The 15803-nt window shown below is 50.1% G+C and carries 14 protein-coding genes; all 14 read left to right on the plus strand.

Features of this window, described 5'->3' with window-relative positions; translation table 11 throughout:
- Window positions 1-86 precede the first annotated feature (86 nt).
- The 14 genes from WH45_RS12195 to recO all read left to right on the plus strand — a co-directional run bounded on the left by WH45_RS12195 (window position 87) and on the right by recO (window position 15645).
- Complete coding sequence (locus WH45_RS12195; RefSeq protein ID WP_046214707.1) at window positions 87-3539, plus strand: AAA family ATPase; 3453 nt, start codon at window positions 87-89, stop codon at window positions 3537-3539.
- A gap of 49 nt (window positions 3540-3588) precedes the next feature.
- Window positions 3589-3960, plus strand: coding sequence for a histidine triad nucleotide-binding protein (locus WH45_RS12200; protein ID WP_046214708.1), 372 nt, complete (start codon window positions 3589-3591; stop codon window positions 3958-3960).
- 302 nt (window positions 3961-4262) lie between these two features.
- A complete protein-coding gene (rpsU, locus tag WH45_RS12205; RefSeq protein ID WP_005547957.1) occupies window positions 4263-4436 on the plus strand; it encodes a 30S ribosomal protein S21 in 174 nt (57 codons plus the stop codon).
- Between the two features lie 15 nt (window positions 4437-4451).
- On the plus strand, window positions 4452-4895 hold the full coding sequence (locus tag WH45_RS12210) for a GatB/YqeY domain-containing protein (protein ID WP_046214709.1): 444 nt from the start codon (window positions 4452-4454) through the stop codon (window positions 4893-4895).
- A gap of 266 nt (window positions 4896-5161) precedes the next feature.
- On the plus strand, window positions 5162-6589 hold the full coding sequence (locus tag WH45_RS12215; protein ID WP_046214710.1) for an NfeD family protein: 1428 nt from the start codon (window positions 5162-5164) through the stop codon (window positions 6587-6589).
- Window positions 6590-6897: 308 nt separating this feature from the next.
- On the plus strand, window positions 6898-7902 hold the full coding sequence (floA, locus tag WH45_RS12220; protein ID WP_046214711.1) for a flotillin-like protein FloA: 1005 nt from the start codon (window positions 6898-6900) through the stop codon (window positions 7900-7902).
- 15 nt (window positions 7903-7917) lie between these two features.
- Window positions 7918-8514: a hypothetical protein gene (locus WH45_RS12225; RefSeq protein WP_046214712.1), complete on the plus strand. Its 597-nt coding sequence runs from the start codon at window positions 7918-7920 to the stop codon at window positions 8512-8514.
- A 257-nt stretch (window positions 8515-8771) separates the two neighbouring features.
- A complete protein-coding gene (locus WH45_RS12230) occupies window positions 8772-9743 on the plus strand; it encodes a PhoH family protein (protein ID WP_046214713.1) in 972 nt (323 codons plus the stop codon).
- Window positions 9744-9808: 65 nt separating this feature from the next.
- Window positions 9809-12055, plus strand: coding sequence for an HD family phosphohydrolase (locus tag WH45_RS12235; RefSeq protein WP_046214714.1), 2247 nt, complete (start codon window positions 9809-9811; stop codon window positions 12053-12055).
- Window positions 12052-12552: an rRNA maturation RNase YbeY gene (ybeY, locus tag WH45_RS12240; protein ID WP_046214715.1), complete on the plus strand. Its 501-nt coding sequence runs from the start codon at window positions 12052-12054 to the stop codon at window positions 12550-12552. The genes WH45_RS12235 and ybeY overlap by 4 nt, the downstream gene beginning before the upstream one ends.
- The gene (locus WH45_RS12245) at window positions 12552-12920 is read left to right on the plus strand and encodes a diacylglycerol kinase family protein (protein WP_046214716.1); all 369 of its coding nucleotides are present in this window, start codon (window positions 12552-12554) and stop codon (window positions 12918-12920) included. The genes ybeY and WH45_RS12245 overlap by 1 nt, the downstream gene beginning before the upstream one ends.
- A gap of 457 nt (window positions 12921-13377) precedes the next feature.
- The gene (gene cdd, locus WH45_RS12250) at window positions 13378-13782 is read left to right on the plus strand and encodes a cytidine deaminase (protein ID WP_046214717.1); all 405 of its coding nucleotides are present in this window, start codon (window positions 13378-13380) and stop codon (window positions 13780-13782) included.
- Window positions 13783-13867: 85 nt separating this feature from the next.
- Complete coding sequence (gene era, locus WH45_RS12255; protein WP_046214718.1) at window positions 13868-14770, plus strand: GTPase Era; 903 nt, start codon at window positions 13868-13870, stop codon at window positions 14768-14770.
- A gap of 125 nt (window positions 14771-14895) precedes the next feature.
- Complete coding sequence (gene recO / locus WH45_RS12260) at window positions 14896-15645, plus strand: DNA repair protein RecO (protein WP_046214719.1); 750 nt, start codon at window positions 14896-14898, stop codon at window positions 15643-15645.
- Window positions 15646-15803 lie beyond the last annotated feature (158 nt).

Here is a 15803-nt window from a genome sequence, read left to right on the forward strand (position 1 = left end):
AAAAAACAGCTGAAATATCAGCTTCAACCATATCGCAAGGTGAATAAAAGCAAGCAGATTATATGTACAGATAGAGGGGATGCAGTATGAAGCCGATCACCCTGAAATTATCAGGCCTGCAAAGCTACCGTGAACAACAGGAAATCGATTTTACCGTTCTGTGCGAGACCGGTCTATTCGGTATATTCGGCCCAACCGGCAGCGGCAAATCCACCGTACTGGATGCCATTACACTGGCGCTGTACGGCAAGGTGGAGCGCGCGCAAAATGGAACACAGGGTATCCTGAATCATTCCGAGGACGCCGTGTTTGTTTCGTTCTCGTTTGAGCTGCTGTCCGATCTGGGTCCGCATACGTACCGGGTGGAGCGGCGGTTCAAGCGTACAGGAGACCATACCGTCAGCAATACGATGAGCCGGTTTATTGAATGCCATGCCGATGGAGATCGGGTGATGGCGGACAAGCTGGGCGACGTTACCCGCTGCGTGGAAGAGTATATCGGACTCAAAATGGACGACTTTACCCGGGCAGTGGTACTGCCGCAGGGCAAATTTGCCGAATTCCTGTCATTAAAAGGCAGTGACCGGCGCCAGATGCTGCAGCGTCTGTTCCACTTGGAACGTTACGGCGACCGGCTGATGCAAAAGCTCAGTCAGCGTGTCAAGGAAACCGACAATCAGCTCGGCCGTCTGGCTGCGGAGCAGGCCGGTCTGGGCGATGCTTCGGCCGAAGCGGTGAAGCTGTCCAAGGAGCGTCTGCAAGCCGCCATTCAGGAAGCGGAACAGATTCGTCGTCAATTACAGGAAATCAATGTACAGGCCGAGCAGCTGGGCAAAATACGCGAATTGATGAAAGAACAGACCATGCTGCAATCCAGACTGAATGACCTGCAGCAGCATGAGCAGGATATACAGGCACTGGAGCAGCAGATTGATGGTGCAGCCGCCGCGCGTGTGCTGCTTCCGCTGCTGGACGCCTGGAAAACGGCGCTAACCCGGCTGGAACAGGAACAAAGCCGCTCCAACCTGCTCAGAGAACAACTGCAGCAGGCCGAGCAGGCTGCAGTACATGCTGCTGAATGCGAAGATCAGGCCAAACAGACATTATCCCTTAACGAACCTCGTCTTGTTCTGCGAATGGAACAGCTGCAGCAAGCGTTGCAGTTGCAGCAGGAATGCAGCGGTCTGGAACAGTCGCAGGCGCTGCTGAACTCCCGTCTGGAACAGACCAAGCAGCAGCTGGCAGAGCTGCGGCGCCAAGCCGATCATGAACAGACCATGCTGGACAAGGCAGAGAAGCGGCGTGAAGAGCTGTCTGCCCAGCTCAAAGCCTGCGAGGTACGCAATCAGGATCGCAAAGAGCTTCAGGATGCCCAGCAGCGCCTGTCTGCCCTGGATGCGGCTCGTACCCGTCTGCATGAAATGCAGCAGGAACACGACCATTACCAGCAGACCAATCAGCGTACGCATGAAGCTTGGAATGCACTGCAGCAGGAGACACTGCAGCACAGTGAGCAGGAGCGGACGCTTTATCAGACAGCTTCCCGTCTGTTGCAGAGACATCAGCAGGATGAACAGCATTTGCTGCAATTCCAGAACGTCCTACGTGATCAGGAACAGCAGTATCGTCAGGCAGCCCGTACAGCCGAATCCCATCGTCTGGCCGCTGTACTGGCGGCTCGTCTGCAGGATGGAGAACCCTGCGCAGTCTGCGGTTCGGTACACCATCCTCAGCCGGCTGCTGCACCGGACACTAACGATGCTTCGGCAGACCAACATGAACAGCAGCTCGGCGAGCTGGAGCAGCTGCAGCAGCTGCAGCAGACTGCCCGTCAGCTGAATGACAGTATCCGTGCCCGCCGCTTTGAACTGGATAGTTTGCTCGGTGAGTGGGAATGGACGGCTGCTGATACTCAAGCGGCTGCGAATGACTCTGGGCAAGCAGACAACATCAGTCCGGATGCGACTAATGCCATGCAACAACTGGAGAGCTTAAACGGATATCCGGCGATGAACAGCTGGCTTGCTGCTGCACAGCAGCATAGTACTGAGCTGGAACAGCAGCTAAGCCGTCTCAAGCAAGAGATCAGAGTATGGCGTCAGCAGCAGCGTGAATGGTCTCAGCGTACAGCGTCTCTGCAGACCGAGCAGCAGAGTGCAGCCCGTCTGCTGGAGCAGTCTTCAGTCCGGCTGAATGCCGCCCATCAGGCAGTGAATGATCTGCAGCAGGATTGGCAGGCCAAGCTGGCTCATCTGACCGAGCAATCCGCGCGCGAAGGATTTGCCCGTATTGCCGCTCTGGACGAGCAGGCAGAGAAGATCCGCGAAGGTCTGGAGAAAAGTACACCCTATATTGAGGAACGCCAAAAAGCACTGCGTCACTGCGAGCAGCAGCTGAACCAGCTTGACCGTCAGCTTATTCAGGACAGCACCCGGCATGAAGGCGACGAACGACTGCTGCAGGAGAAAAAGAACCGTCTGCAGGAATGGATCGGCAGCGAGTCGGTAGAGCAGCTGATCCGTCAGGTCGAAGTGGAGCTTGCTAAGTATCGTCAGGAATCCGAGAAATGTATTCGCCAGCTGCGAGAGGCGGAGCAGCGTCAGCAGCAGGCTGCCCAGGCGGTAGCGCTGGCTGAACAATCCTGTGCTTCGCTGGAAGAACAGTCCGTACAGACTGGACAACAGTGGCAGCAGGCGCTGGAGGATTCTCCTTTTACAAGTGCCGAGAGCGTCAATGCTGCCCGTATGGAAGAGCAGCAGATTCAGCTCAGCCGCCAGCGGATCGACCGGCATCGTGAGCAGCAGCGTGAACTGTCGCTTCATCTGCGCGAAGTAGAGACGAAGCTGGACGGACAGAGCATTACCGAACAGCAGTGGCAGGAGATTCAGCAGCGCTGGACGGAGGCTCGTCAGGCCGATGAGACGGCACTGGAAAACAGAGCCAAAGCCGCGCGCGATTTTGAAGATCTGGAGCACCGTCATGTGCGCTGGTTGGAGTTGGAGAACGAGCGTACCTCGCTGGCCGTGGAAGCAGGACATCTGTCCAAGCTGCAGGCAAGTATGCGCGGTAACGCCTTCGTCGAGTATATTGCCGAAGAGCAGTTGATGCAGGTCAGTCTGGCTGCATCGGAGCGTCTGCGTTTCCTGACCAAGCAGCGCTATTCACTGGAAGTCGATTCCGGCGGAGGCTTTGTCATTTGCGATAATGGCAATGGGGGGATACGCCGTCCGGTATCGACATTGTCCGGTGGTGAGACGTTCCTGACCTCCCTCTCGCTTGCCCTGGCACTGTCGGCCCAGATTCAGCTGCGTGGACGCTATCCGCTGCAATTCTTTTTCCTGGATGAAGGATTTGGTACACTGGACCCCGAACTTCTGGATACAGTGGTAACTTCTCTGGAGAAGCTGCACACGGATCGGCTGTCTGTCGGTATTATCAGCCACGTGCCCGAACTGCGTATGCGACTGCCGCGCAAACTCGTTATTATTCCTGCCGAGCAGGCAGGCAGCGGCTCCAAAGTCATGCTGGAAAAAATGTAATGAAACACCGCTTCTCCAACCAATTGAATGACGAAAGGGGCCATTTCATATGGTACAACAACAAAACTGTTTATTTTGCAAAATTGTAGAGGGAAGCATACCGAGCAACAAAGTATACGAAGACGAGCGACTGCTTGCTTTTCACGATATTGCTCCGGCAGCTCCTGTCCATGTGCTCATTATTCCCAAAAAGCATATCGACTCCATGAATGAGGTGATCGAGGAGGATCTCTCCCTGATTGCCGATATCCACCGTACAGCCATTCAGCTGGCGGCGGAACTGGGAGTTGCCGATAGCGGCTATCGCCTGATCAACAACTGTGGTCCGGACAGCGGCCAGGCCGTTCAACATATTCATTATCATCTGCTGGCCGGTACCAAGCTTGGAGCACTGACAGGAATTTCCGATTCTCACGCCTGATGATTGCTTTTGGGATTGGAGGCGGACGTGCTAAGCACTGGTCTCTCCCCGCCTTTCTTCAAGCCAGATATGCTTTGAATTCAATAATTATATAAAAAAGTAATTATTTGAATATTTTTAACTTAAATTAGGCCGGAAATAGTGTTTCCAATCGCCCAAAAACCGGGTATATAATATAACGTTAAAAAAATGACTGGAAAAAGCCCTGTTCAGGTTGACACTTCATTTAACTTTCACCTATAATGAAAGTTGATAAGCCGTGTTATTTTTCCGGACGGTCTGGTCGGAGGGAGGGAAAACTGGTGTCTGAAACGAAAGTTCGCAAAAACGAAACAATTGATGCAGCACTTCGTCGCTTCAAACGCTCCATCGCTAAAGATGGCGTTCTGGCTGAGGTGAAAAAACGCAAACATTATGAAAAGCCGAGCGTAAAGCGTAAGAAAAAATCCGAGGCTGCGCGCAAGAGAAAGTTTTAGGAGGATTTATCCGTTATGAGTCTTAGCGAACGATTGAACGAGAATATGAAGCAGGCCATGAGGGACAAGGACAAGTTCAAATTGTCTACGATCCGCATGGTGCGTTCCACGATAAAAAATCTTGAAATAGATTTAAAACGTGATTTGAACGATGAAGAAGTGCTTGATATTCTTAGCCGTGAGATCAAACAGCGCAAAGATGCCCTCCAAGAATTTGAAAAAGCAGGTCGTGACGACCTGACAAGCAACCTTAGAGCTGAAATTGAGATCATTTCAGAGTATCTTCCCGCCCAGCTTTCTGAAGAAGAAATTAAAGTCATTGTACAGCAGACCATCCTGGAGACCGGTGCTTCTTCAAAAGCCGATATGGGAAAACTGATGAGCGCCTTGATGCCTAAGGTCAAAGGTCGCGCAGACGGAAAAGTTGTGAACCAAACGGTTCAACAACTTCTGCAATAAACAAATTCAAAAGCACCTTCTTTCTTTGAAAGAAGGTGCTTTTTTCTATACTTTCTTCGGGAAAGACAGTTCCTCGGCGCTTTTTCAAAGGAATGTGACATTTTAATGAAACGTATTCATTGATTTCCCGTATAATAAAAAGAGAAGGTTTTACCAGTTCTAACTATATTTTAGTATCGTGATGACAGTATCGTAGTGTCCGTATGAAAGGCAGCCTGATCCGTGTGACGAAGAAGGTCTACCTGAAGAGAAAGGGGCTACAACGCATGATGAAACAAACAGACGGCTTGAAACGTTATCGCCGTCTTCTGATGTGGGTATTCATGTCGATGATGATTTTTGCTATGGGAATAACATCCATTCATTCGGTATTCGCTGCTTCTCCATCGGCAGGAGCAACTTCAAGCGGGGCGGTTTATGTTATTCCAATCGACCGTGAGATTGAGAACGGGTTACAGAAGTTTCTTGCTCGTGGATTGCAGGAGGCAGAGCAAAATAAAGCCTCATGGGTTCTGCTGGAGATGAGTACGCCTGGCGGGGAAGTTCGTGCAGCGGAAGGTATCGGCCAAATGATCCGCAACAGTGCAGTTCCAACAGCTGTGCTTGTACAGGACAGAGCCGCTTCGGCAGGTAGTTACATTGCTCTAAATGCAGACAAAATTTATATGCAGCCAGGCAGCATGATTGGTGCAGCTGCAGTCGTGGATGGTAAAGGACAGCCCATCAATGATGCCAAGCTGGTGGCTTACTGGAAAAGCGAGATGCGCTCTGCAGCTCAATTGAATTCGCGTAATCCCGATATCGCAGCAGGGATGACGGACGTTAACATGACAGTAGCCATGCCAGAGATTGATCAGACCAAGGAAAAGGGACAAATTATTTCCCTCACTGCCCAGGAAGCTCAAAAAGTCGGTTATGCCGAAGGAGTGGTATCTTCTGTAAATGAGGCGGTAGCCGCTCTGGGGCATTCACCAGCTGATATCGTTCGTGTAGAGCCTTCGATCGGTGAGAATATTGCTCGTTTCCTGACCAATCCTATAGTAGCGACGATCTTACTGTTTATCGGTATTGCCGGTATTGCCATCGAGATTCTGGTCCCGGGTTTTGGGATACCAGGTATTATTGGCGTTGTTGCATTTGGCCTTTATTTCTTTGGTGGTTATGCAGCAGGTTTTTCCGGATCAGAGACATGGATTTTGTTTGGTGTAGGCCTTGTGCTGCTCATATTGGAGGTGTTTATACCAAGTTTTGGTATTCTAGGTGTTCTTGGAGCTGCCAGTCTCATAACCGGTGTAGTGAAAGCCGCCTATGATACGAGCAACGCGCTTCTGTCGCTGGGGATTGCTTTTGGAGTAGCAGCAATATTCGTATCGATTGTAGCCGTTATTTTCAAAGAACGAGGCATCTGGAATCGTTTTATACTGAAAGAACAGCTGTCTTCAGATCAGAATTATATGTCCAATCTGCAGAGAGAGCAGCTGCTCGGATTGGAAGGTGTTAGCCTCACACCTCTTCGGCCTTCCGGTACGATTATAGTGGATGGCCAGCATCTGGATGTGGTGACTCAGGGTGTATATATTGATAAAAATTGCCCGGTGCGGATCATTCGCATTGACGGTAGCCGGATCATCGTAGATGAGAAAGCTGAAGATACCGAGCCTGATGTTCATGGAAGTATAGGACCTCTTATTTAACCGGATCGCTGAAAAAGGCAGGGAAGTGTCATCTTGTCTCTGCATATTCAGCGGGTATGTCGCTTGAACAACAGTAGAATACAAGAGTGATTGGTTGGTTTCATCATCTGTCATTCTACTGTTATTCTTACATATATACCTGCTTATCGTTTTATTGGCTGGACCATCCGTCAGAACTGTGTACAAACTGCTCTTTCTCTATATGTATAAAGCAGGTATTTGTTTTGATCAAGCAATGACCCAGCCATCAAGATTATTTTTGATTGTTATTTTGTTAGTAAATTCTGAAATGGAGTGTGATCTAACCAATGAGTCCAGGTATTTTAAGTTTTCTACTAATCGCCGTTGTTGTTATCGTTGTCCTTAGTGTGTTTTTCAGTTTCTTCCCGGTAGCCTTATGGATTTCCGCAGTGGCTTCCGGTCTGCGGGTGAGCATCATTACCCTCGTTGCGATGCGCCTGCGCCGGGTTGTGCCTTCCCGTATCGTTAATCCGCAGATCAAAGCGCATAAGGCCGGTCTTGGATTGAGCTTGAATCAGCTGGAAAGTCACTATCTTGCCGGTGGTAATGTGGACCGCGTGGTAAACTCCCTGATCGCGGCACAGCGTGCCAACATTCCACTGGAATTTGAACGCGCCGCAGCGATCGATCTGGCAGGCCGTGATGTGCTGCAAGCCGTACAGATGAGTGTTAATCCCAAAGTAATCGAGACGCCTGTCGTAGCTGCAGTAGCCAAAGACGGTATTGAAGTCCGGGTTAAAGCCCGTGTAACCGTACGTGCTAATATCGACCGCCTGGTCGGGGGTGCCGGTGAAGAGACGATCATCGCTCGTGTTGGTGAAGGTATTGTTACAACTGTAGGTTCGAGTACATCTCACAAGCAGGTACTGGAGAATCCGGACCTGATTTCACGTACTGTACTGCAAAAAGGACTGGATGCCGGTACCGCATTTGAAATCTTGTCCATTGATATTGCGGACGTGGATGTAGGCAAAAATATCGGCGCGATCCTGCAGACCGAACAGGCAGAGGCGGACAAACGTATCGCCCAGGCCAAAGCCGAAGAAAGACGTGCAATGGCTGTTGCACAGGAACAGGAAATGAAGGCGCGTGTCGTAGAGATGAGAGCGCGTGTAGTTGAATCCGAATCGGATGTACCTCTGGCTATGGCCGAAGCGCTGCGTAAAGGCCAAATGGGTGTAATGGATTATATGAACCTCAAAAATATCGAGGCGGATACACAAATGCGTGGTTCGCTCGGCAAAGTAAACGATCCGAATCAGGGTGGCAGTGATCAGAACCCAAGTAAATAAGGATGTGCTTAATATATGATGGACTGGATTTTTAGCAACATCTATATTGTGCTGATTATTGGCTTTGCTATTTTCACAGCAATCAGCAGCCGTTCGGGTAAGGGAAAGTCCAATAATCGTCCTTCATCCATGCCTACATTTGGCGGACAGCCAAGGCAGGGAGATCGTTCTGCCCGTGACGCTGTTCCACCGCTTATCAATGATAATGGAGCCGAGGAAGCCCAGCGTCGTTATCATGAAGCCCAGCGGCGTTATAACGCTCCGGATACGTATGAGAGCAGTGAATCCTATGAACAGGATGAGAGCTGGGATAACAGTTCCGCTCGTCCTGCACTAGAATCCAGCAGAGATCATACAAGCGTCCGGGGAGAAAGCGGCGAACTTGAAGGATTGTCCGGCAGACAGGCAGCGTTGGATCAGCGTCTGAAGAGTCTGGAATCCAACCTCAAAAGTCGTGCCGGCGGACTGATTACTGGCAACAATGCTCTAAAAAGCAGTCCCGAGGAGCCGGAAGCTGTACAGGTGAGCGGAGAACAGGTGCATGCCGATCAGCTGCGTCAAGGAATGATGTGGGCAGAGATTCTCGGATCACCGCGTTCCCGTCAGCCATAGGTATGGAGCCGCGGGAGTAATCGCAATTCCTGAGGAATACGTTTTGTTCCATCAGGAGCCCAGCAGCAGTTATTACTTTAATGAACCGGTCTCTACGAGGCCGGTTTGTTCTTTACATCTGCTTCAAACCGCTGCATAAGGGTGAATAATAAAACCATATGCCCCTAAAAAATTTTGCATGAGCACGGATACAATGGTAAAGTTTATGAAGAAGGCAGCATATACACTAATTCTATAATTGAGGAGATTGAGGCTATTTGTCAGAGCAAACGCAAAGCGTCAGAATACCCTTGCAAAACGCAGAAGAAGGCTTGTCGTTGTTCGGTCCACAGGATAGTTTTCTAAAAATCATCGAACGCGAAATGGAAGCCAATATCGGCAGCAGAGAAGCGGATATTGTTATTCAGGGTCCTGTTCAGATGGTGGATAAGGTACAGCAGTTATTTGAAGTGCTGCTGGAGCTGATCCGCAAAGGCTATGTTCTCACAGAACGGGATATTTTATATGCTATTGAGCTTGCGAAGGATATGCGGGCAGATCAGCTGCTCGACTTATATAAAGGAGAGATCACCCAGACGTTCCGTGGAAAGCCGATTCGTGTTAAAACGATTGGTCAAAAGCACTATGTATCCACGATTCAGAAACGTGATATCGTCTTCGGGATTGGCCCTGCAGGTACCGGTAAAACCTACCTGGCGGTAGTGCTGGCTGTAGCCGCACTGAAAGAAGGTAAAGTAAAGCGGATCGTGCTGACTCGTCCGGCTGTTGAAGCAGGCGAAAGTCTCGGCTTCCTGCCAGGCGATCTGCAGGAAAAGGTAGACCCTTACCTGCGTCCGCTGTATGATGCCCTATACGATGTTATGGGTCAGGAGCAGACAGCCAAAGCGCTGGAACGCGGACTGATCGAAATCGCGCCGCTCGCTTATATGCGCGGCCGTACACTTGATGATTCCTTTATCATTCTGGATGAAGCGCAGAACACCACGCCGGAACAGATGAAGATGTTCCTTACACGACTTGGCTTCGGCTCCAAAATGGTAATTACAGGAGACGTGACCCAGATCGATCTGCCACGCGGTAAAAAGTCAGGACTGGTGGAAGCCCGTCTTGTGCTAGATGGCATAAAGGAGATCGGGTTTGTAACATTTGCCGAGCAGGATGTGGTGCGTCATTCACTGGTACAGAAAATTATCGTCGCATATGACAGAGCATCAGAGAATCTGGAATAGCAGACGGTCAGTGGGTACGCAGCAACCGCACATTTTGAATATTCAAAAGTGAGAGGACTGTATGTATGACTTCCAAGGAACCGTCCCAACGCAATTCGTTCTATTCCAGAGTGGCAGGATGGAAGAGCGGCCGGGGAACCCGCTATATTTTATTTGCAGTACTGCTTGTGCTTTTTTATGGAAGCCTGGCGCCCAATCTGGTACCGCAGCGTTTTGATATTCAGGTCGGTGCGGTTAGCGAAAAAGATATTGTGGCGCCTATGCAGCTTCCCAATAACAAAGCTACACTGCAGGCGCAGGAAGCGGCAGCGGAAAAGGTCGAAGCCGTATACACTATTGTGTCTATGCACAGGGACAATGTCATGTCCCAGATGCTGGAACGAATCGAGTCGCTTAATCAGGATGATCAGATTTCCAGCTCGGATAAGGCACAGATATACAGCCAGGAGATTCCGCAGCGCATTCGTAATTCGGTTGCTAATTTTATCCGCAATCAACGGGAATCAGGTAACTATTCCGCACAGCTGTTGGATGAGATGCAGAAGACCATTGCCAATCAGACCTACAGCATTCCGGAAGAGACTTTCCTGAAGATTCCGCGTTTGTCCACAGAGGAAGTTCAGCAAATGAGCCAGGTGGCCACGTCGATCGTCTCCAGACTGATGAGCGATCAGATCAGGGATGCCCAGTCCGCCAGAGCACGTGTGGCAGAGATGGTCAGTACCAGCTCGCTGAACAGCCGGACAGCGCGTGAAGTCTCACAGGAGTTGATCCGGGCTACATTGACGGCCAACAAGTTCTACGATGAAGAAGCGACCAAGGCTGCCAAAGTAGAAGCGCGTGAGAATACGCCAGTCGTGTATGTGCAGCAGGGAGATGTTATTGTACCTGCAGGCCAGATTATTACCCAGGAAATGTACACACTGCTGGACGAGAACAATTTACTCAAAAACGAAGTGAACTACTGGCCTCAGCTGGGGCTGCTTTTATTTGCTTTTCTGCTGACGCTGGGGATCTATGTGTTTTTCCGCCAGAATGCCCAGAGAGGCACACCGTACAACAATTCGCAGCTGCTTATGCTGATCCTTATTTTTGCGATTAGTATTGTAAGCTTCCATCTGGTGCGTATTTTACAGGCGGGCAATTTCCCGTACTTTGGTTATCTGGTGCCTGCGGCACTCGGAGCGATGCTGATTACCGTACTGCTGGATATTCATCTGGCTTATGTATGTTCAGTTGTACTGAGTATTCTGGTCAGCGTAATTCTCAATATGCGGCAGAATGAGATATTCGATTATCAGTTTGGATTGTTTACCCTGGTCGTTTCATTGACGGCTATTCATTGTATCCACCGTGCGAGCCAGCGTTCCACCATTCTCAAGGCAGGCATTATGACCTGTCTGTTTGGAGCGTTGACGGTACTGGCACTTGTGTTGTTAAATGATGAAAGCTGGACGCGCATGACCGTCATGTATGCGCTGGGTTTTGCTTTTATCGGAGGTCTGCTGACGACTGTGCTGGTGCTGGGGTTGATGCCATTTTTCGAGACGACTTTTGGTATTCTGTCGGCGCTCAAGCTAGTGGAATTGTCCAACCCGAATCATCCGCTGCTGCGCAAGCTGCTGATTGAGACGCCGGGTACATACCATCATAGTGTAATGGTCGGTAATCTGTCCGAGGCCGCAGCGGAAGCGATTGGCGCGAATGGCCTGCTGTGCCGTGTCGGTTCGTATTATCACGATATCGGCAAGACCAAGCGGCCGGGTTACTTTATCGAGAATCAGAATCATATGGAGAATCCGCATGACAGCATAGATCCGAAGCTCAGCAAGTCGATTATTATTGCTCATGCCCGTGATGGTGTGGAGATGCAAAAGGAATACAAGCTGCCCAAGCCGATTCGCGATATTGCCGAGCAGCATCATGGTACGACTTTTTTGTATTTCTTTTACCAAAAGGCGCTCAAGCTAGCGGAAGAGCAGGGGTTAGAACCTGACTTTACAGAAGAAGATTTCCGTTATCCGGGTCCCAAAGCACAGACCAAGGAAGCGGCGGTGGTTGGTATCGCGGACAGCGTGGAAGCGGCGGTACGTTCCCTGAACAAGCCGACTGTCGAGCAGGTCGAAAGCATGATTGAGAAAATTATCAAAGGGCGTCTGGATGATCACCAGTTCAATGAATGTGATCTGACGATGAAAGAGCTGGATGTGATTGCCCAAACGCTCAAAGAAGCGGTAATGGGAATTTTCCATTCCCGTATTGAGTATCCGGAAGATATCAAGAAGCCGGAGATAAAGGAGAAGAACGTATGAGTTTGCAGCTCGCTTGGGAGAATGAACAAACTGAATATGAAATTACCGGGGAGCTGATCTCGCTGCTGGAGCAGGTGCTGCAAAAGGCAGGCGAGCAGGAAGGTGTTCAGGAAGGTGAGGTCGCGCTTACCTTTGTGGATGATGAGGTGATTCACCAGCTGAACAAGGAATACCGGAATATGGATCGCCCGACAGATGTATTGTCCTTTGCCATGCATGAGTCTATGGACGATGAGATGGAGATCAACTATGGTACAGATCCGGAAGCAGACGGTGAGCCGCTGCCTGGAGATATGCTGGGTGACATTATTATTTCCATTCCGCGTGCAATTGCACAGAGCGAGGATTATGGACATTCGGTGGAGCGTGAGATCGGGTTCCTGTTCGTGCATGGATTTCTGCATCTGCTCGGCTATGATCATCAGGATGATGAGAGTGAAGCGGAAATGATGGGCAAACAGGAAGCGGTATTGCAGCAGATCGGATTGACCCGCTAATGAAAAAGAGAACGTGGAGAGCTGTATTTTATTCTGCGATTGAAGGCGTGATTGCAACCTTCCGTACGGAACGCAATTTCCGTGTGCATGTGCTGGCGACGATGGTAATTATCGCGGCAGGCTGGTTTTTTCATGTTGATATTGGAGACTGGATGCTGTTGACGCTGGCCATTGCGATGGTGCTTGGCGCGGAACTGATGAATACCGCTGTTGAGGCTGCTGTTGATTTATGCTCTCCCGACTGGCACCCTTTTGCCAAAAAGGCCAAAGACGCCGCGGCAGGCGCTGTGCTGGTCGCTTCTCTTGCGGCGGCTGTAATCGGTATTGCTGTTTTTATCGGGCCGGTGCTGAGCTGGCTGAATATTTGAATGGGCAAGCTGATAATTATAGAACCAACCTGATTGAATCGGGTGTCATTTGCGAAATCCTCTTCTGCAGCACTTTCGGGTGGCAGGGAGGATTTCTTTGCTCCGTGAGCGAGAATATGGCTTTGGTGTAGATCACAGAAAGATAGTCTGACAGCAAAACCGTTTCACTATGGGCGAACAGGCATAAATCGTGTAAAATAGATATATACTGCTGTATAGCCAGTGATAGACGTCGCTGTCCGAACAACAGCCATTTTCCGATGCAGCAAGCAGAGACCGCAAATGAATGATAGGCAGTATAATTTCTGTACAGGAAATACTTGTCTGTTTATACGGATTTGATTATAAATCAACGTTATGGATAAGATGCGCAGCAGTAAGCAGCCGCGCACATTGTATACAGCAACCTGCAGGGAACCAAACGGGATAATGAATTCCGAATTATAGGAGGAACACGATGGAAGCATCACAATTACTACAGGAAGCCATAATCGCGCGTGCCAAAGCCTATGTTCCCTATTCGCATTTCTCGGTAGGCGCAGCCCTGCTGGATGCCAGTGGACAGGTGCATCATGGCTGCAATATCGAGAATGCCGGCTACTCTCCAAGCAACTGTGCAGAGCGTACGGCCCTGTTCAGTGCGATTGCACAGGGGCAGCGTCCGGGTACTTTCAAAATGCTAGCCGTCATTGGAGAGACCGATGAGCCGATTGCTCCCTGCGGGGTATGCCGTCAGGTGATGGTGGAACTGTGTCATCCCGATATGCCTGTACTGCTTGGCAATATGAAAGGTGATATGCGTATGACGACCATTGCCGAATTGCTGCCGCATGCGTTTGGTCCATGGAATCTGGATCAGTAAATACAGAGATTCATAAAAGCCGGATAAGATTAATTATTTTTAACAACCCAGGCGGATACCGATCCGCTAATGAACGGAGTGTAATATGTCAAAAAAACAATTCAAATCAGGATTTGTCGCGATTGTAGGCCGTCCGAATGTAGGGAAATCCACCCTCATGAACCAGGTGATCGGTCAGAAAATCGCGATTATGTCCGATAAGCCACAGACGACGCGTAACAAGATTCATGGAGTGTATACAACCGAAGAAATGCAGATCGTGTTTCTGGATACACCGGGCGTGCACAAACGTCAGTCCAAACTGGGCGACTTTATGAACCAGACGGCGCTGAACACGCTGAATGAAGTCGAAGCGGCTCTGTTCCTCGTGGATGCAGCTGAAGGACTCGGCGGTGGTGACCGCTTTATCATCGAACATCTCAAAAAAGTAAAAACGCCGGTATTCCTCGTGATTAACAAAATTGATCAGGTGGCTCCGGAGCAGCTGCTGCCGATCATTGACAAATATCGTTCGCTGCATGAGTTTGCCGAGATTGTACCGATCTCCGCCAAGCTTGGCAATAATGTCAATACACTGCTGGAACAGCTGGGCAAATACCTGCCACAAGGTCCTCAGTACTATCCGGACGATCAGGTAACCGATCATCCGGAGCAGTTTGTCTGTGCCGAACTGATCCGTGAGAAGATTCTTCAGATGACCCGCGAAGAAATTCCGCATTCCATCGCGGTAACGATCGAAGACATGTATACCCAGGAAAATGGACTTGTAAATATCTCCGCTGTCATTTATGTGGAACGTGATTCCCAGAAAGGTATCATTATCGGCAAGCAGGGCGCACTGCTCAAGGAAGTGGGCAAGCGAGCGAGGATGGATATCCAGAACCTGCTCGGTTCCAAAACCTTCCTGGAATTGTGGGTAAAAGTGAAGAAAGACTGGCGTAACCAGGATCGGGTCCTCAAGGATCTCGGCTTCCACCGGGACGCGTAATGAAGCGAAACAGAGCATTGATGCAATGCTCTGTTTCTTTTGTAACAGCAATCATACTATCGGCAAATACTCCAACCAGCGCCGGATCGACCCGCTGGAATTCAATACAGATCAGGAGATGACGCATGCTATACAGAGTGGGAGGTATCGTCATCCGCAGCATGGATTACGGCGAAGGCAACAAGATCATTACCCTATGCACGGAAGCACACGGTAAAGTCGCCGTATTTGTGCGCGGAGCCAAAAAAGCAAGAAGCCGCCATGGTGCGCTCGTACAGCCATTTACCTATGGAGAGTTTTCCTTTATCCGCAGCGGAACGGGAATGGGGACGCTGAATCAGGGAGAAGTAATCGAATCTAATCACCGGCTGCGTGAAGATATTATACTGGCCGCGTACAGCGCATATGCGTGCGAGCTGGTGGACAAGGCACTGCAGGATAATGAGACCGGCCATTTCTGGTTTGAACAGCTCAAGGCCTATCTGTCCTTTCTCGGGGAAGGCCGTGATCCGGTCGTGCTCACTTCACTGTTCGAGATGAAAGTGCTGCAGGCCGCCGGTTACGGACCGCAGGTGGATGCTTGCATGTTCTCCGGCGAGACAGAGGGCAAGTTCTGGATCAGTGCGGGACTGGGCGGCATTTTATCCGAGAAGGAGCGGCGCCAGGACCCTGCAGCCGTACTCGTATCTCCGGGTGTGCTCAAGCTGCTGCGTCTGTTCAGCCGGCTGGATATCCGCCGGCTGGGCAATATTGATGTCAAGGAAGAGACCCGTACAGAGCTGAAGAAAGTCATGAATTCCTTTATGGAAGCGCAGCTCGGCCTCAAACTGAAATCACGCCGCTTCCTGGAGCAGCTCGAACGCTACGAGATCTAATAGGCATGAAGATTGGCGTTAGGAAGACATCAGGCAGATATTCCCATGTTTTCCATTGATGGAGAAATGGTAGTTCGCCGAACAGTGGGCCACCGTCATTCCGTCTGGTTTTTCAGCTTGTTGAACCTGTGCGAATGTAGAAATCTGCCTGTAGACTC

It is taken from the genome of Paenibacillus wulumuqiensis (assembly GCF_000971965.1).
Lineage (GTDB): Bacteria > Bacillota > Bacilli > Paenibacillales > Paenibacillaceae > Saccharibacillus > Saccharibacillus wulumuqiensis.

What these genes read in the sequence shown, in the direction of transcription:
- WH45_RS12210 (WP_046214709.1), top strand. Translation starts at nt 4,452, where the DNA reads ATGAGTCTTAGCGAACGATTGAACGAGAATATGAAGCAGGCCATGAGG.
- WH45_RS12245 (WP_046214716.1), top strand. Translation starts at nt 12,552, where the DNA reads ATGAAAAAGAGAACGTGGAGAGCTGTATTTTATTCTGCGATTGAAGGC.
- WH45_RS12235 (WP_046214714.1), top strand. Translation starts at nt 9,809, where the DNA reads ATGACTTCCAAGGAACCGTCCCAACGCAATTCGTTCTATTCCAGAGTG.
- WH45_RS12200 (WP_046214708.1), top strand. Translation starts at nt 3,589, where the DNA reads ATGGTACAACAACAAAACTGTTTATTTTGCAAAATTGTAGAGGGAAGC.
- floA (WP_046214711.1), top strand. Translation starts at nt 6,898, where the DNA reads ATGAGTCCAGGTATTTTAAGTTTTCTACTAATCGCCGTTGTTGTTATC.
- cdd (WP_046214717.1), top strand. Translation starts at nt 13,378, where the DNA reads ATGGAAGCATCACAATTACTACAGGAAGCCATAATCGCGCGTGCCAAA.
- WH45_RS12225 (WP_046214712.1), top strand. Translation starts at nt 7,918, where the DNA reads ATGATGGACTGGATTTTTAGCAACATCTATATTGTGCTGATTATTGGC.
- WH45_RS12195 (WP_046214707.1), top strand. Translation starts at nt 87, where the DNA reads ATGAAGCCGATCACCCTGAAATTATCAGGCCTGCAAAGCTACCGTGAA.
- recO (WP_046214719.1), top strand. Translation starts at nt 14,896, where the DNA reads ATGCTATACAGAGTGGGAGGTATCGTCATCCGCAGCATGGATTACGGC.
- ybeY (WP_046214715.1), top strand. Translation starts at nt 12,052, where the DNA reads ATGAGTTTGCAGCTCGCTTGGGAGAATGAACAAACTGAATATGAAATT.
- era (WP_046214718.1), top strand. Translation starts at nt 13,868, where the DNA reads ATGTCAAAAAAACAATTCAAATCAGGATTTGTCGCGATTGTAGGCCGT.
- WH45_RS12215 (WP_046214710.1), top strand. Translation starts at nt 5,162, where the DNA reads ATGATGAAACAAACAGACGGCTTGAAACGTTATCGCCGTCTTCTGATG.